Source organism: Acinetobacter sp. YH12102, from assembly GCF_013419125.1.
Lineage (GTDB): Bacteria > Pseudomonadota > Gammaproteobacteria > Pseudomonadales > Moraxellaceae > Acinetobacter > Acinetobacter pseudolwoffii.
Genome location: NZ_VPAS01000003.1, coordinates 188,753 through 206,395, shown reverse-complemented (window position 1 = coordinate 206,395; position 17,643 = coordinate 188,753). Strand labels below are relative to the sequence as shown.

Here is a 17,643-nt window from a genome sequence, read left to right as displayed (position 1 = left end):
AGGATAAAAATCATGAGTATTTTAGTTATCGCTGAGCACGACAACAAAGCATTAAACGCTGCTACTTTAAACGTTGTTGCTGCGGCGCAAAAAATCGGTGGTGATATCACTGTATTGGTTGCTGGTTCTGGCGCTCAAGCAGTTGCTGATCAAGCAGCGAAAGTTACGGGTGTAAGCAAAGTCGTACTTGCTGATGACGCTGCTTATGCAAACCAATTGGCTGAAAATGTGGCTAAACTTGTTGCTGAATTAGGTAAAGGCTATACACATATCCTTGCTGCTTCTACAACAACTGGTAAAAACATTTTGCCACGTGCAGCTGCGCTTCTTGACGTAAGCATGATTACGGACATCATCGCAGTCGATGGTCCTAAAACATTCAAGCGTCCGATCTATGCAGGCAACGCGATTGCAACTGTAGAGTCGGGCGAAAATGTCGTACTGGCAACTGTTCGTGGTACAGCATTTGATGCTGTAGCTGCTGAAGGCGGTTCTGCCTCTGTAGAAGCTGCTGCGTCTACTGGTGATGCCGGTATTTCTAAGTTTATCAACGAAGAAATCGTAAAATCTGAACGACCTGAACTGACAGCTGCGCGTATTGTAGTTTCTGGTGGTCGTGGTGTTGGTTCTGGTGAGAACTATCACAAGATCCTTGATCCATTGGCTGACAAGCTTGGTGCTGCTCAAGGTGCATCACGTGCTGCGGTAGATGCTGGCTTCGTACCAAACGATATGCAAGTGGGTCAAACTGGTAAAATCGTTGCGCCTGATCTGTACATCGCAGTCGGTATCTCTGGTGCGATTCAGCATTTGGCGGGTATGAAAGAGTCTAAAGTGATCGTTGCGATCAACAAAGACGAAGAAGCGCCAATTAATGCAGTTGCTGACTACTGGTTAGTCGGTGACCTGAATACTGTTATTCCTGAATTGGTTTCTAAAATCTAATTCCTGAATCGGGTTCAAAAGACGCTCTTGCGCAGGCAGTAAAAGCAATGCTTTACTGTTTTGTGCAAGGGCGTTTTCTTATGCAAAAATTTTAAAAATACTCGGCAGTCGAAACTAGAGTATTTCATTTGCATGAAAAGTGATAAAATCCCGGTTTGCTTTTTCTCCTGTTTTTAATCATGTCCTTTTCCAAAGCCGCCCATATCCTGTTCATTAGTTTTCTGCTGATTGCGCTTTATCTGGGTATTTGTATTCATACTGCCTTGAATGCACCGCCTGCGGTGACTCAGTATTTATTTAGTGAATCAGGCGCTTTTGAAGTCATGAGTCCATGGTTATGGTACTTGCTGGCAGTGCTGTGTTTACTTAATGTTGAAATCAAGCCCAATACCCGAGTGTTTACGGCTATAGCAGCGACATTATTGGGATTACGGGAAATGGATTTTCATAAGCAGGTGTTTGAAATGAGTTTTATCAAAACGAATTTCTATCGTAGTGCTGAAATTCCGCTCATGGACAAGCTGCTGGGCTTTATTTTATTGCTCGGGATTATTTTTGTCTTTCTGGTACTGGCAAAAAAATTGGTAAACACCATACGCAGCATGAAAGATTCTTTGAATATTGCGCATTTTTTTATCTTCCTGACCATTGCCTGTGGCGGACTGAGCAAGGTTCTGGATCGCACGACGTCAACCCTCAGGGAGGAATTCAATATTCAGCTCATACCACATACCCAGGTCATGATCATGACCATTGAGGAAGGGGTGGAGATGCTATTGCCGATTCTATTGATTGTGGCGGTGCTGACTTATCGCAAGGTACTGAATTAAGCGCATTAAAAGACAGATTAAATCTAAGGAAGATGCCCATTTTGTGTGTGCATCTTTTTTTTGCACTGCTGTTTTTATGTATATTTCGGGTGCGAAAAAATATGGATGTGGTGCACTTGTTTTTGACGCTGAAATAACAAGAAAATGATCACTAAAATGAAGATAATTAACAAGGTTAAGCTGAATATTTCGACACAAAAATACAAGTGTTTATGCTATAATTTAGGGCTGTATTTTAGTTTTTAACTCAGTCGTTTGAGTTAATGATTTTGCTAGTTTTACGACATATAAATACAAGCCAAAATTGGCTTGTAGAATAAGGAGTATGCATGAGCGTATCGGAAATTAGACCGATTGCCATTGAGGATGAACTTAAAAGCTCATATCTCGATTATGCGATGAGCGTGATTGTGTCACGTGCATTGCCCGATGTACGAGATGGTTTAAAACCTGTTCATCGTCGTGTGCTTTTCGCAATGCACGAATTAGGCAATGACTATAACAAAGCTTATAAAAAGTCTGCACGTGTAGTCGGTGACGTGATCGGTAAATATCACCCGCATGGTGATTTTGCCGTATATGAAACGATTGTACGAATGGCGCAAGATTTCAGCTTGCGTTACCAATTGGTTGATGGTCAAGGTAACTTCGGTTCGGTCGATGGTGATAGCGCAGCAGCCATGCGTTATACCGAAGTGCGTATGCGTAAACTGACCCACGAACTGTTAGCGGATCTTGAAAAAGATACCGTCGAGTGGGAAGACAACTACGATGGCTCTGAGCGTATTCCTCAAGTCATGCCAACCCGTGTACCGAACTTATTGATTAATGGTGTTACCGGTATTGCAGTCGGTATGGCGACCAATATGGCGCCGCATAACATGACTGAAGTGGTGAATGCGTGTCTGGCCTATGCCAATGATCCTCAGATCAGTATCGAAGGGTTGATGGAACATATTTCTGGTCCGGATTTCCCGACAGGCGGTATCATTTACGGTAAATCAGGCATCGTCGATGCTTACCGTACCGGTAAGGGCCGTTTGCATATCCGTGGTAAGTACCATTTCGAAGAAGATCCGAAGAATGGCCGTACCACCATCGTATTTACTGAAATTCCATATCAGGTCAATAAAGCAAAAACCATTGAGCGTATTGCTGAACTGGTCAAAGAGAAAAAACTGGAAGGTATTTCAGAGCTTCGTGACGAGTCTGACAAAGACGGTATGCGTATCGCGATTGACTTGAAGCGTGGTGAAAACGCTGAAGTGATCGTGAACAACCTGTTCCAGAACACGCAACTTGAAAACTCTTTCAGCATCAACATGGTTTGTCTGGACAATGGCCAACCAAAATTGATGAACCTGAAAGACATCATTGCGGCATTTATCCGTCACCGTCAGGAAGTGGTCACGCGTCGTACCATGTTCGAATTACGCAAAGCGCGTGAACGTGGGCATATCTTGGAAGGTTTAACCGTTGCCCTGGCGAATATTGATGCCATCATCGAAACCATTAAGAGTTCTGCGAATCCGGCTGAAGCGCGGGAGCGTTTGCAGGCAGGTGAATGGGCAGGTGGCGGTGTTTTGGCATTGCTAGAAAAAGCCGGTTCAGTTTCTGTTCGTCCGGATGAGATTGAAGGTGAAGACCCAAGTCGTCCGTTTGGTCTGGATGGCGATATTTATCGTCTGTCACCCACCCAAGTCAATGCGATTATGGAACTGCGTCTGCATCGTTTAACCGGTCTTGAACAAGACAAGTTACATGCTGAATATAGTGAAATTCTGGCGCAAATTGCTGAACTGACTGCAATTTTAAATGACTTTAATCTGTTGATGAACGTAATTCGTGAAGAATTGGCTTTGATTCTTCAGCAATATGGCGATGCACGTAAAACCTCGATTGTTGAATCACGTATCGATTTCTCTCGTGAAGATCTGATTCCTGAAGAGCAAATGGTGCTGACGGTTTCAAAAACAGGTTATGCGAAAACTCAACCATTGTCTGACTATGCCGCACAGCGTCGTGGTGGTCGTGGTAAGTCTGCGACCAGCATGAAAGAAGATGATTACATTCAACATCTGATTGTGACGTCAAGTCATGCGACGGTACTTTGCTTTACCAACGTTGGTAAAGTCTATCGTCTGAAAGTGTATGAAGTGCCACAAGCATCACGTGGTGCCAAAGGTCGCCCAATGGTGAACTTGTTGCCATTAGACGAAAACGAGACCATTACCGCAATTTTACCGGTGATTGATGCACCGAAGAAATTCAAAGAACGTCTGGCGGACTTCAAAGCCTTCGTAAAAGCCAATGCTGCACAACTGCAAAGCAATGAAGTGATTAATGGTCACTTTACGGCACTTGAAGCGGCACTTGCTGAATCTGAAGAGGGTGCGGATGATATTTCTGATGCACTTCGTGTTCAATTGAAAGAGCTAGGTTTAGAACTTTCAACGACCGATCTTGATGATGACATCATCAATGATTTTGCACAGCAGGCTGAAGCGGTTCGTAAAAACTTCTATGTGTTTATGGCGACTGAATACGGTACGATTAAACGTGTAGAACTTGAACAGTTCTCGAATGTGCGTTCAAACGGTTTACGTGCGATTGAACTGAATGGCGATGACACTTTAATTGGTGTTGCGATTACTGACGGCGAACAGCAAATCATGTTGTTCTCGAACGAAGGTAAAGCCATTCGCTTCGCAGAGACTGATGTACGTTCAATGGGTCGTTCAGCCAAAGGTGTGCGCGGTATGCGCGTGACCATCGGTGCAGCAGCCTTGCTGGAAGAAAGCGAAGAAACTGAGATCGAGTCTGATGATGAAGATGCTGCAGATTCAGCATTGATCAGCCGGATTGTATCTTTAGTTGTTGTCCCTGAAACTGGCGAAGTATTGTGTGCTTCTGAAAATGGTTATGGTAAACGTACCCCGGTGGATGACTTCCCGACCAAGAAACGTGGCGGTAAGGGTGTGATTGCACTCAAGACCTCAGAACGTAACGGTCAGTTGGTCGGTGCAGTAGCGATTGATGCATCTAAAGAGCTGATGTTAATTTCCGATGGCGGTACTTTGGTTCGTACCCGTGCCTCTGAAGTGGCTCAAACCGGTCGTAATGCACAAGGTGTTCGTCTGATCCGTCTCGGTAATGAAGAGTTACTGGTTGGTGTGGTTTCAGTTGAAGCTGTTGAAGAAGATGAGTTTGTTGAAGCGATTGAAGGTGAAGAATCTTTAGTAGCAGAAACAGATGTAGCGACTGAAACAGATGCAGTAGCTGAACATGTTGAAAAAGATGGTGAAAACTCAGTAGAAGAATAAGTGTTCTATTGATAAAAAGGGCGCTTCGGCGTCCTTTTTTATAAACCTTGACTGCATAAGGGTAAGCGATGAAAACCAAATTAATGTTGTTGGCAGCAGCGGTTGCATTGACTGGCTGTAATTCAATGGACAATATTCCGAATCCGAGTCCTGAACAGGAAAAGGCGGCACAGCTGGCTTATGAGGATTTGCGTGACGGGAAATATGAGGAATTTCTGGATCAGTTAGAGCCGCAGTTGCAAACCCAGTTTAAGGACAATGAAAAGCTGATGAAACGCTTTTCACGTTCAATTCCTCAAGGTGAATACAAGTCTAAGACTTTAATGACCAAAGAGATTGAAGAAGCAACCAATCAACCGGGGCAATATAAGGTCAGCTATGAAATTGCCTATCCGGAGAATCTAGTTCAGTATGATGTGAGTTTTGACAAGCCGAATGGCAGCAACAAGATTCGTAACTTCAATATTCAGGTCTTTGGCGAGTCGAATAAATAAGTGGAATAAGGGCATTGCTATAATGCTCTATCTACTTTGATGATTGGGAATTAAACGTCGATAAGCCAAGAAAAAACACAAGCTGCCGATCATTCCAAGATAGAGCAGTTTAGGCAAGACCAGTGCGGTAGGCACACCCATTTGATTGAGTTGAATAAACATCTGCACAATTTGGGTAGAGGGCAGGATTTCGCCAACGACTTGCATCCAGATAGGCATTGCAGCATGCGGCCAGGCCGCACCAGATAAAAAGAACAGTGGAATGGAAGTGAATACAATCACATGACCCGCACGTTCTGGCAGATCCAGAAAACTGGCAAATAGGCAGGTCATGCCAATTATCGTGTAGATAAAAACCGGAACAGCCAGTAGCATCCCGAACAGGTTGCCACCGCGCGGATAATCAAACAGCCAGAAGCTGAAACCGAATAAATAGAAACATTCCAGACAGCCAATAGTAAAGACTGCTAAACCCATTCCCATGAGTGCATTTGCGTTTAATTCTATTTTTCTTTCCCGATATACCAAAATCAGCATACTCAAACCCAAAAGAATGGTTTGGTGGATAATTAAGGGTGCAACCGCAGGAAAGACATAACTGCCATAGCCGGACAGTGGATTAAATAAAGGAATTTGATGCACAGAAAGGGCTGGTGAAAAATCCGAGACCTCGCCAAAGCGTTCAGCATAATCTGCCAAAGTTTGCTCAACTGATGTGGCTAAGCCCAGACCAATTTGTTTGGTCACTAAAAAGTTGGCTGTACTTAAATACAGGCCAATGCCACCTGTTTCACCATGCCTTAAGCTTTGCGATAAATTGTCCGGCAGCAGTAAAATGCCATCGGCTTTTTGAGATTCCATCCATTGTTTGGCTTCGGCAAAATTTCCGGTAATCGCCTGAATTTCGACATTGGGGCTTTGTGCCACCTGACCAATAATGCGGGTGCTTAAGCTACTTTGTTCTTCATCGACAATGATAATCGGTAAGGCTTCAGCCTGCTGCGCCTGATAAGCAGTTGGATAAAAAAAGCTGTAAAACAAGACAGATAGAATCAGCGTGGTAAAGATTGTGCCGTGACTGACGATATCTTTAAAGCTTTGTAGATAGTAAAACCAAAGGGATTTCATGGTGTTGCTCCTTTGGCGATTTTTTTAAGAAACAGATAAGCCAGCAGAGCGTAGACTAGGGCATAGATCAGCAGCATTAATCCAGCTTGCAGTGAAATATGCAATGGACTACCAATCACCCATTGTTCAGTTTGTAATTTGGCATAGGGCGTGAACGGAATAATATTGGACCAAAACTGGGTGAATAGGGGCGCATTATTTAAAGGTAAAGTCACACCGGCAAAACTTAAAGATGAACCACCATAGACCGCAATGATGCCAAAAGATTTACTTAAATCTTTGGTTGCCAGAACCACTGCACTGCTTAAAAATGCATAAGCGCTATATAGCAGAAATTGTGCCGATAGAATCAGAGCGAGCGAGCCGGCAACAAACCAGCCGCGAATTTCAATCAGCCAGAACATCCAGATCCAGGTCCATAGACTAAAAATAGCCACATAGACCAGGTTCTTAGACAGTAATGCCATCCAGATGGATGAGTTGCTAATCCAGCTTGTTAAGGTCTGCCGCTTCAGTTCCTGACCGACGGAAAATGCCACACAACAACACAGCAGTAAATGCAGAATTGCCGGAATGACATAGGGTTCCAGATAGAATTCATAATTCAGTTGTGGATTATACAGCGGCGATATTTTGATATGCGGTGACGGTGCTTCGAGAGAAGGCAGCCGGTTGCCCAGATATTGCTGTCCGCCAAATTCAGCCAGTGCTTGTAGGGTACTGACCAGCATGGCAGAGGAGATGGTATTTCCGATACTGAAATAACTCTGGTTAAAGGCAATGCTAATTTCTGCATCCTGAGCACGAACAAAACGTTGTTCGGCACCATTTGGAATATGGATATAACCCCAAATTTTATTTTCATTCAGTAGGTGTTCAACTTCAGCGACTTGCTGGGATACCGTTTCAATTTTAAGGGTATGATTGAGCGAGACATGTCGATAGATGCTTCGGCTGAGCGCACTTCGGTCTTGATCAATAATGGCAATGGGTAAATGAGTAGGCTTGCCCTGCGCAAACATGCTGCTGAATAAAATAATCACCAGTGCAGGTGCGAGCGTGACCAGACACAGATCCCATTTTTCGTTGAGCAGATAGCGCAGTTCGCGCCATATACCCGTCCACATTATCGGGTCTCTTTCAGTTTAAATAACACGCTCATCCCGACTTTGAGTTCAGGAATCGCTGGTGCGGGCACAAGATGCAGCTTAAAACTTCGTACATCATAACCGCCGGTTTGGCGTGTAGTTTTAATGGTGGCAAATTCACCCTCGGCACTGATCTGTTTGATTTTAAAAGTGGCGGTTTTATCTAGGGCGGGAATATAACCTTCAATACTGCTCATTTTCTGAAACGGGGCATATTGGTCTTCACGAATATTCAGGCTCACCCACATTTGATCTTCAATCAGGCTGACCACAGGGACTGCGGTGGCTACCAGCTCCGAGACTTTGCCATAGGTTTTAGACACCGTTCCGTTTACAGGTGCTACTAATTGGGTTTCTGCTTCTAAAGCATTGGCTTCATCCAGCGCAGCCTGAGCAATATCTACCTGTGCATCGGCGGAACTCTTTTGCTGCGAAGTGCTGCCACGTTTGGCACGTGCATATTGCTGATACGCCGCCTCTGTCATTTGCGCCGCTGATTGACTGGCTGCATACAATTCATCACGGCGCTGGCGTGAAATCACACCTTCCTTCAATAAATTTGCACCACGCTCATAAGAAACTTTGGCTAAATTTTGCTGTGCTTTCAGCGATTGCCAGTTGGCATACAGACTGGCGATATTTTCTTCCTGCGAGCCACGTTCAGCAGTCGATTGTAAGGCCAGCGCAGATTGCAAAGCCGCTACGGCTTGCTGTTTTTTGGCCTGAATTTCCGGGCTGTTTAAGCGCACCAGCACATCGCCTTTTTTGACCTGCTGACCTTCTTCTACATAAATTTCTTCAATACGGCTTGGCACTTTGGTCGCTACCTGAACTGTTTCAGCTTCTACACGACCCTGCAATTCCAGCGGAGCCGGTTGATAGCTTTTCCATAATCCAAAAGCGATGACTGCCAGTAGAACAGGAATCAGGGCGAGCAATAAATATTTTTTCTTTTTAGCGATTTCAGGAGCTTGTTGTTGCTCGGTCGAAGTCGTCGCGTTGTTTTCTATTTCAGTTTTTGTTTCTACCTGTTGCGCAGGTGATTTTTCTGTATCGCTGGATGAAGCCGCTTCATTCACAGGATCATTGGATTTTTGATCTTCGTTCATGTTTGGCTCCATTAGCGAATATAGTGGGTGTTGGTATGTTGAATGTAGGTCGGAAATTCTGCAATCGAGCCATGGCTTTGTAATAGTGTGGCCAGTGACATCACATATTTGTAAGCATTCAAGGCAGTTTCAGCTTGTAGTCCGCTCAGCATGTTTTGTGCATCGATGACCTGTGTGGCGGTGCCCATATCTTCTTTAAAGGACAATTCTTGGATGCGTAAATTTTCCTGTGCGGCTTTCAAGTTTTGTGCCAGAAGCGCATCACTTTGCTGTGCACTGAGTGCTTCGCTATAAGATTTATAAATCAGATTTTCAATTTCCTGCTGGGTGCGTGCAGTGAGCAGTTCTGTGGCAGAGCGTTTGAGTTCGGCAGCCTGAATATTTTTGTTTTTATCGATCCCGGAAAACAGGTTATAGCGTGCGGCAATCCCAACAATCCAGTTTTCATTTTGATCCAGACTATATTCGCCAAAAGCAAAAACATTCGGTTTTTTCGCTGCTTGCTGGGCTTTGACATTGGCTTGAGCTAATTGAGTATCCAGCTGCATTTTTTGAATCAGCGCAGAGTTCTGACTAGAGGTTTTCAGCAGATGATTTAAGGCCTGTGGCTCGGTTTTATTGACAAATAAAGGCGTTGAAAGCTCAGTGATGCTACTTTCTTGAAGCAGATTATTCAGATGGAAAAGGGCAGCATTCAAATTGGCTTGCGTGTTTTGCTGGCTGCGTTCGGCATTATTACGTGCCACTTCAAATTGCATGCGCTGGCCTTTACTGATAAAACCTTGCTGTTCCATCTTTAAGGCATTGCGATAATGCTGTTGCATGGCATTCAGGTTAAATAGTGCTGCTGCATGCAGTTGCTTTTGGAGTTGTACATTAAAATAACTTTGAATCAGTTCAAAACGCTGCGTGTCTTGCTGCTGTTTGTTGCTGAGCTGACTACGACCGACCTGAATATTGGCGATTTCTTTGGCGCTGCTTGTCAGTCCACCGGTATAAAGCGGCATCATAACTGAAACCGTTGGGCGAATCACCTGATCATCCAGCACGACATTCGCACTATCAGGAATTAAGCCCACCCCATTTTGAATAGGTTGTCTTAGACTATTTTTTAGCGGGTCAGCCAGATCACCTAAGTTCAGTTCATCAATTCTATTATTGACACCATCCGTTAAGGATTGCTCTAAATTATTTTTTAATGCACCCAAAGGCAGATCGAGTTCACTATGAAAGGCATACGCACGAACATTCAGGTCGACTCGTGGCAGACCTATACCTTTCACTGCTTCAGCTTCAAGTTTTGAGGCCTGTTCCAGACTTTGATAGGCTTGGCTGCTATAAGAATTTTGCAACAACTGACGTTCAGCGTCCTGAAAGCTGATGCTCTGTGCATGAGCAAAGCTGCCATACATCATCGATGCAAGCAGATTTAAACTCCAGACAAGCTGTCTTTTATTTTTCTTTAAGTTCATAAAGTCGCTAAACTGATTTAAAGCCGGTAATGTTATCCGGCTAGTATAAATCAAAGGTTCGTAGATAGAACTAGTGTAAAGTTATAGTATTGTTTCTTTTACATCTGTATTTCAAATACTTATCGGCTATTTTTGATGGAATATCTAAAATTAAAAAATAGCTTAATTTTGAATATTTTCAATTGTTAGTGCAAAGATGATAAAAACAGCAGGCTAAAATACTGGTCAATTTATCTTGTGAATCTACATTGATTTTTTGACTCTATCTTGACTCATAGATTGAAATAATTTTGTGCAAGACCCTGCCAGATATGGTTAAATGCCATCATTTGATTGTGTTTCACTCTGAAAGGAAAAATCATGCGCGCGTACAACTTCTGTGCTGGTCCTGCTGCATTACCGACTGCCGTACTTGAAAAAGCTCAAGCTGAAATGCTTGACTGGCATGGCAAAGGTCTTTCGATCATGGAAATGAGCCACCGTAGTTCCGACTATGTTGCCATGGCTGAAAAAGCGGAAGCAGACCTGCGCAAACTCATGAATATTCCTGAGAACTACAAAGTATTGTTCTTGCAGGGTGGGGCATCACTACAGTTCTCGGCAATTCCATTGAACCTGCTTGGCAAAAACAACAAAGCAGACTATATCGATACCGGCATCTGGTCTGAAAAAGCCTTGAAAGAAGCGAAACGTTATGGCGATATCAATGTTGTAAAAGCAGGTATCCAAATTGATGGTAAATATGCGATCAGTGCACAAAGCGAATGGAATCTTTCTGATGATGCAGCTTATGTGCATTATGCGGATAATGAAACTATTGGCGGTCTGCAATTTTCTTCAATTCCTGAAACAGACAAGCCATTAGTGTGCGACTATTCATCTAGTATTTTATCTGCACCATTAGACGTTTCTAAATTTGGTTTGATCTATGCCGGTGCGCAAAAGAATATCGGGCCTGCTGGCTTAACGCTGGTGATCATTCGTGAAGATTTACTCGATCAAGCCAAACCAGAAATTCCAAGCATCTTGAAATATTCAGATCAAGCGAAAAATGGCTCAATGGTCAACACACCATCCACTTATGCATGGTACTTATCTGGTCTGGTATTCGAGTGGTTACTGGAAAATGGCGGCGTAGATGCCATGCACAAAGTGAACCTTGAGAAAGCCAACCTGCTTTATGGTTATATCGATCAAAGCGATTTTTATGCGAATCCAATCGCAAAAGCAAACCGTTCGATCATGAACGTACCATTTACCTTGGCCAATGCAGATCTTGAGAAACAGTTCCTGAAAGAAGCCGAAGCGCAGCATTTATTGAATCTTGCTGGTCACCGTTCGGTTGGCGGTATGCGCGCAAGTATTTATAATGCCGTGCCTTTAGAGGGTGTGCAGGCATTGGTGAACTTTATGGATGACTTTGCCAAACGCAATGGTTAATTCCTGAAACGAAAAAACCCAGCACAGGCTGGGTTTTTTTATGAATGCAATAATTTTAGAAAATAAAAGTATGCAGGATGAATCCGCAGATCAGCATCCCCAACATGAAAAAAAGGCAGGACATCATATCAATATTATAGCGAGAGCTAAGATGATGCTCGACCTGGTCTAATGTTTCTTCTTGCACGATTTTCATAGATATTTATTGTCCGATCTATTTATCGTTAATACTATTTGTTGTGAGTATTTTTATCATAAAAAATTGATTAAATAAAGTACATTCTTGATTAAAGTTCATAAATTTTCATTTTATTTAAATATCAGCTTTGGATTTGTCTGAACTTATTCGTATGCGAAATCAAAGTCTTATTTTTACAAGATTTTTAGGATTCGATTGCATGTATAAAATGAATTCATGTGAATTTAACAATGTGGATAACTCGATTTTTTAAATGATTTAAATAGGTTATTAAGCTAGAAAAAATGGGTAAAAAATAATCAAAAAAATAAAATTAAAAACAGAAAATACGGATTAAAAAAAGAAGATCCCCATCAAAAAGAAGATCTTCTTTGTTTATTTTAACTTAAGCTGATTTTCTATAAATATTGGCCTGAATCCACAGATTTCCACGAATATATTGACCAATCTGGAAATTTTTATGCTGCTCATTCCGCGTTGCAATCCGGATCAAGGTGGCTGGTTGACCTTCATCATGAATCAGTGTGACATCATACAGGGTATAGTCCTGATCCATAAACTGCATGGCAGTTTTACCGACAATATTGCCCTGAAACCAGGCTTCATCTTCCTGGCCCATGGTTTCACCATAAAGATAAGCCACCATTTTAGAGAAATCTACAGTAACAGGTGCTTTATCTTCTTCTGACTGTGGCTGCCAGGCATCAATCTGTTCCTGCAAATTATCGGGTGCCACGCCTTGGTTGGCTGCCAGAATATCATTCAAGGCACGGTGATGCTTGATCGAAGCCGGATCATCCACCACCAGATGTTCATGGTCAGCCACTGCTTCAAGCTCATAGGCCCAAGCATTCAGATTCACCACATAGGACTGGTCTTTTTCATAATGCGGATGATTGACGCTATACAGACTATCGAAAGCATAAATAATATTGTTGGCACCCAGATTCAGACGTAATACCGCCTGAGTATTGGATTTGCAGGAAATAATTCGGTCGATGGTCGCTTTGACCTGATAAGGACTGTCAAAGCAGGGGAATGCAGTTTTTACGGCCTGTGGCTTATTATTTTCTATGGCGATCACTTGGCTCAATTGCACCGCAGCTTTACTCGGCCCCTGAATCAGCCAGGTATTTTCATCCATATCACATTCTTGTGTGCAAATGCCCATCGGCATAATAGGCGCATCAAGAGCTTTGCCTAACCACTGTGGCACATCTGTACCTGGATTCTCGGTGAGTAATGTCCAGTGTTCGACGTGACTACCGAAATTCTGATCATCAATGGTGATGATCTCTGGGCTATTCTGATTTTTCATATGCACAATTGATCTTGGATGACTTATTTATAGTTAATCGAGGGTCATTGCGATTTTTCAAGTCAATCGAATGAATTTTCAAATTAAATGCAGCCAATTTTTTTCTAGACTAAATCACAGTTACGGCTCAAATCAAATAGATTCAAAAAAACATGAGCGACAGCAGCGATGAAAATGCAACGATTTAATCATCAACCTGATCCTCTCAATTTGCTAGAATACCCAGGATTTATACCTTAATGGGAAACCCTGTGTTGCCATTCAAACTTTGGGTCGATGCTGATGCATTACCCCGTATTTTAAGAGATGTGATTATCCGTGCGTCGGATCGCTATCAGTTGGAAGTGACTTTTGTGGCCAATCAGTCGGTGGGCATTACGCCTTCAGTCCGGATTAATTCAATTCAGGTGATGAGTGGCGCTGATGCTGCAGATAAAGAGATTATTCTGCGCATGAAAGAGCATGATATTGTCATGACCCAAGATATTCCCCTGGCGGCAGAAGTGATTGAAAAGGGCGGGATTGCCATTCATCCACGCGGTGAAGTGTATACCACGGCCAATGTCAAAGCACGTTTACATCTAAGAGACTTTATGGATAGTTTGCGTGGTGCCGGTGTGCAAACGGGTGGGCCACCTCCGATTTCAGAGCGGGATAAGCGTGAATTTTCAAGCGCACTGGATCAAACCATTCAAAAACAAAAACGTAAAACATCTGCACTTTAAGAGCAATCGCGCATGTCAACACAAACCAATATGGTTGTGACCTATCTTTTATTGGTTTTTATCTGGGCCACTACACCGCTAGCCATTGTCTGGAGTGTGAGCGATCTGCATCCGCTCTGGGCACTGGCTCTGCGATTTTTTCTGGCATTGCCTTTTGCATTTATCTTGTTGTGGCTGTTTAAAACCCGTTTTCCTGTCGATTCTCTCTCGATGCACAGTTATCTGGCTGGAGCTTGCAGTTTTATTGGCTCGCAGATTTTTACCTATCTGGCCACGGATTATCTCAGCTCAGGCATTATTGCGCTGATGTTTGGTCTGGCACCTATTATTACCGGATTGATTGGCCGTTTCGTGTTTCAGCTCAAGCTCTATCCTTCACAGTGGTGCGGGATGGCGATTGCCCTGACTGGTTTGGCAGTGATTTGTCTCGGTGGTAAAGACCAGCACATTCAGCCAATCGGCATTGGTCTGATGTTACTGAGTGTGTTTATTTATTGTGTTTCGATGTTCTGGGTCAAAAAAGTCAATGCACCCTTACAACCGATGGCGCAAGCGGCAGGTTCCATTGCAGTTTCAGCAGTCATGGCGTGTGCCATGTTGCCATTTATTTGGCAATTTGTGCCAACCCAAATGCCTCAGGCAAAATCACTGATCGGGCTAGGATATGCCGTGGTGATGGCTTCGCTGATTGCCATGTTCTGTTATTTTAAACTGGTACAGAAAATCAGGGCGACCACCTTGTCTTTGACGACGGTATTGACTCCAATGCTTGCTTTATTCGTCGGTGTGCTTTTGAATGATGAAAGCTTGTCGGGTGAGGCCTTAATCGGTGTCGGTATTTTGTTGACGGGTTTATTGTTGTATTTTTCCAGAGAAATTAAAGCGAGCTATGCAGCTCGCCTTCCATCCAGTATTCACAATGACTAAATCAGTGATTTAAGCAAAGTTGGCTTTGACACATTCACCCAGTTTGACACGGTCTTGTGGGTGCATGGTAATGAAATAAGCACCGGTCCGGAATTTGCTATTTTCTTCTTCACGACTGTAGGCCACTTGGGCGGTTGCCGCAATATGGAAGAAATTTTCCGGGTGGCTTAAAGTCACGTGCAGATAGGTGCCTTCAGTGATGGGGCGGTCACTAAAGAAACTAAAACCGGTTTCCGAAAAGTTCACCTGCTCTGGTACAGGTAACATGCTTTGTACAATTGCGTCATACAAAGAACCGGTAATAAGGTTTAATTTTTGGTTGAATAAGGATAAGATTCGAGCAATTTGTTGATCTTTTTCAGATAATTGTTCTAATTCGTAGTTAACCGCATGATCAAATTGATCTAGCTCTGCAAGTAGTAGAAAATAGCGGGGCAAGACAAAGTTAGAGTCATAAGGATCATTTAAGGCAACATCATCGGAAATAATCTGATAATTAATTCGTAAGGCAGCATCGATGCGAGACATAACGCGTCTTTCCGTGTATCCGTTTGGATGCTGTACATTTTCCATAATTTATTACCTCGGACTAGATGGTTATGTTTAAACCAATCTCGCTGTATATAGGGTTGAAATATACTCGCGCACGGCGTAGTAACCACTTCATTTCTTTTATTGCATTGGTCTCAATGATCGGTCTCACGCTCGGTGTAGCAGTCCTCATTACAGTTTTGTCTGTGATGAATGGGTTTGACCGAGAGTTGAAAAATCGTGTCTTGGGAATGATACCTCAAGCTACTGTTTCTTCAACGCAAATTCTAACAAATTGGCCCGAACTTGCAAAGCAGATTGAGCAGCATGAGCATGTCCAAGGGGTCGCACCATTTACCCAATTACAGGGCATGCTGACGGCACAGGGACAGGTTGCCGGGATTATGGTCAGCGGGATTGAACCCGAGTATGAGAAAAAAGTATCCATTATACAAAACCATATGGTCGAGGGCAGTATTGATAGCCTGAAAAAAGGTGAATTTGGTATTGTTCTGGGCAAGCAGATGACCGATGCCATGGGGGTCGGTTTAAACGATAATATTACCTTGGTATTGCCAGAGGCGACCCCTTCACCAGCAGGTGTGGTGCCTCGTTTCAAGCGCTTTAAAGTGGTGGGAATTTTCAGTATTGGTGCTGAAGTCGACTCGATGATGGGATATATCGCTTTAAATGATGCTTCAACTTTATTGCGTCTGCCTGATGGTGCACAAGGCGTGCGTTTAAAACTGGATGATATTTTTGTCGCACCGCAAGTGTCTCAGGAAATCGTGCGGGATTTACCAGCCAACTTCTACGCATCTGACTGGACTTATACTCATGGTAATCTGTTCAGCGCGATCCAGATGGAAAAAGCCATGGTCAGCTTGTTATTATTCCTGATTGTGCTGGTTGCGGCATTTAATATCGTTTCATCACTGGTGATGGTGGTGACGGATAAAAAATCGGACATTGCGATTTTACGGACTTTGGGTGCTTCGCCTGCCACTATTACCAAAATCTTTATGGTGCAAGGTACGGTGATTGGGGTGATTGGGACATGTGCCGGCGCAATCCTCGGGATTATTGCAGCGACCAGTATCAGTAGCTTTATCGGCTGGTTAAACAATACTTTGGGTCTGAATATGTTTGATGCCTATTTTATCAATTATCTACCTTCTTATTTACGCTGGCAGGATGTCTTGGTGATTGTCGGCTTGTCATTGGCCTTAAGTTTTGTCGCGACGATTTACCCCGCTTTACGTGCAGCAAAAATTCAACCGGCAGAGGCTTTGCGTTATGAGTAATCTGATTTTAGATGCCCAGAATATTCACAAATCCTTTACCGATGGCAAAGCCACCGTCGATGTGATTCGAGGCTTGTCGCTGCAGGTCAAAGCGGGTGAGTTTGTCTCGATTGTCGGTTCGAGTGGTTCTGGTAAAAGTACCTTATTGCATGTTTTGGGTGGACTGGATCGGCCAACATCAGGGCAAGTGATGGTCAATGGTCGCCGTTTCGATACCCTGTCTGAAGCAGAACGCGGCTATGTGCGCAATGAGCATTTGGGTTTTGTGTATCAGTTTCATCATCTGTTGCCAGAGTTTACGGCACTGGAAAATGTAGCCATGCCCCTGATGCTCCGCGATAATGTGAAATTTAAAGAAGCCAAACAGCAGGCTGAATACTTGCTGGAGCGGGTTGGTCTTTCGCATCGTCTGACGCATAAGCCAGGTGAATTATCGGGAGGGGAGCGTCAGCGTGTGGCCTTAGCGCGTGCAGTGGTGGGCAAACCTAAACTGATGATGGCGGATGAACCGACCGGAAATCTGGATCGTAAGACTGCAGCAAAGATTTTTGAACTGCTCACCGAATTGCAACGTGAATTCAATATGGCGATGCTGATTGTGACGCATGATGAACAACTGGCACATGCTGCAGACCGAATTTTACATATGCAGGATGGTCTTTGGGTCACACCCTAAATCAAGAGAATATTCGCATTTGATTGAAGCTCACTCCGGTGGGCTTTATTATTGGGTAAAATAATAACCATAAA

The 17,643-nt window shown here is 43.5% G+C and carries 15 protein-coding genes; 9 read left to right on the top strand and 6 right to left on the bottom strand.

Annotated features, from left to right (window positions below; all coding sequences use genetic code 11):
* The first annotated feature begins 12 nt into the window (after window positions 1-12).
* The 4 genes from FTU42_RS03560 (at window position 13) to FTU42_RS03545 (ending at window position 5,592) form a co-directional block, all read left to right on the top strand.
* Window positions 13-945, top strand: a complete 933-nt coding sequence (locus tag FTU42_RS03560) for an FAD-binding protein (RefSeq protein ID WP_180083036.1) — start codon at window positions 13-15, stop codon at window positions 943-945.
* 179 nt (window positions 946-1,124) lie between these two features.
* Window positions 1,125-1,775 (top strand): hypothetical protein, encoded by a 651-nt coding sequence (locus tag FTU42_RS03555; RefSeq protein ID WP_180083035.1) that lies wholly within the window; start codon window positions 1,125-1,127, stop codon window positions 1,773-1,775.
* 329 nt (window positions 1,776-2,104) lie between these two features.
* Window positions 2,105-5,098, top strand: coding sequence for a DNA gyrase subunit A (gyrA, locus tag FTU42_RS03550; RefSeq protein ID WP_180083034.1), 2,994 nt, complete (start codon window positions 2,105-2,107; stop codon window positions 5,096-5,098).
* 68 nt (window positions 5,099-5,166) lie between these two features.
* Window positions 5,167-5,592: a DUF3887 domain-containing protein gene (locus tag FTU42_RS03545; protein WP_071850638.1), complete on the top strand. Its 426-nt coding sequence runs from the start codon at window positions 5,167-5,169 to the stop codon at window positions 5,590-5,592.
* Window positions 5,593-5,619: 27 nt separating this feature from the next.
* On the opposite strand, the gene FTU42_RS03540 is transcribed toward FTU42_RS03545, so the two are convergent.
* The 4 genes from FTU42_RS03540 to FTU42_RS03525 are packed head-to-tail and all read right to left on the bottom strand — an operon-like array spanning window position 5,620 to window position 10,449.
* Window positions 5,620-6,720, bottom strand: a complete 1,101-nt coding sequence (locus FTU42_RS03540; protein WP_180083033.1) for an ABC transporter permease — start codon at window positions 6,718-6,720, stop codon at window positions 5,620-5,622.
* On the bottom strand, window positions 6,717-7,847 hold the full coding sequence (locus tag FTU42_RS03535) for an ABC transporter permease (protein WP_180083032.1): 1,131 nt from the start codon (window positions 7,845-7,847) through the stop codon (window positions 6,717-6,719). The genes FTU42_RS03540 and FTU42_RS03535 overlap by 4 nt, the downstream gene beginning before the upstream one ends.
* Window positions 7,847-8,977 (bottom strand): HlyD family secretion protein, encoded by a 1,131-nt coding sequence (locus tag FTU42_RS03530; protein ID WP_180083031.1) that lies wholly within the window; start codon window positions 8,975-8,977, stop codon window positions 7,847-7,849. The genes FTU42_RS03535 and FTU42_RS03530 overlap by 1 nt, the downstream gene beginning before the upstream one ends.
* Before the next feature lie 11 nt (window positions 8,978-8,988).
* Window positions 8,989-10,449, bottom strand: a complete 1,461-nt coding sequence (locus tag FTU42_RS03525) for a TolC family protein (protein ID WP_180083030.1) — start codon at window positions 10,447-10,449, stop codon at window positions 8,989-8,991.
* A gap of 360 nt (window positions 10,450-10,809) precedes the next feature.
* Here FTU42_RS03525 and serC point away from each other — a divergent pair, with 360 nt between their 5' ends.
* Window positions 10,810-11,889, top strand: a complete 1,080-nt coding sequence (gene serC / locus FTU42_RS03520) for a 3-phosphoserine/phosphohydroxythreonine transaminase (RefSeq protein ID WP_071850633.1) — start codon at window positions 10,810-10,812, stop codon at window positions 11,887-11,889.
* Between the two features lie 584 nt (window positions 11,890-12,473).
* Here the strand turns inward: serC and FTU42_RS03515 are convergent.
* A complete protein-coding gene (locus FTU42_RS03515) occupies window positions 12,474-13,406 on the bottom strand; it encodes a hypothetical protein (RefSeq protein WP_100534844.1) in 933 nt (310 codons plus the stop codon).
* Between the two features lie 239 nt (window positions 13,407-13,645).
* Here FTU42_RS03515 and FTU42_RS03510 point away from each other — a divergent pair, with 239 nt between their 5' ends.
* Complete coding sequence (locus FTU42_RS03510) at window positions 13,646-14,131, top strand: YaiI/YqxD family protein (RefSeq protein ID WP_005097638.1); 486 nt, start codon at window positions 13,646-13,648, stop codon at window positions 14,129-14,131.
* A 12-nt stretch (window positions 14,132-14,143) separates the two neighbouring features.
* Complete coding sequence (locus FTU42_RS03505; protein ID WP_100355605.1) at window positions 14,144-15,058, top strand: DMT family transporter; 915 nt, start codon at window positions 14,144-14,146, stop codon at window positions 15,056-15,058.
* A 9-nt stretch (window positions 15,059-15,067) separates the two neighbouring features.
* On the opposite strand, the gene FTU42_RS03500 is transcribed toward FTU42_RS03505, so the two are convergent.
* A complete protein-coding gene (locus FTU42_RS03500) occupies window positions 15,068-15,631 on the bottom strand; it encodes a PilZ domain-containing protein (protein WP_005097634.1) in 564 nt (187 codons plus the stop codon).
* Between the two features lie 26 nt (window positions 15,632-15,657).
* Here FTU42_RS03500 and FTU42_RS03495 point away from each other — a divergent pair, with 26 nt between their 5' ends.
* Both FTU42_RS03495 and lolD read left to right on the top strand, forming a co-directional pair.
* Window positions 15,658-16,893, top strand: a complete 1,236-nt coding sequence (locus tag FTU42_RS03495) for a lipoprotein-releasing ABC transporter permease subunit (protein WP_005097633.1) — start codon at window positions 15,658-15,660, stop codon at window positions 16,891-16,893.
* On the top strand, window positions 16,886-17,569 hold the full coding sequence (gene lolD, locus FTU42_RS03490) for a lipoprotein-releasing ABC transporter ATP-binding protein LolD (protein WP_005097632.1): 684 nt from the start codon (window positions 16,886-16,888) through the stop codon (window positions 17,567-17,569). Before FTU42_RS03495 ends, lolD begins: the two co-directional genes overlap by 8 nt.
* The last annotated feature ends 74 nt before the right edge of the window (window positions 17,570-17,643 follow it).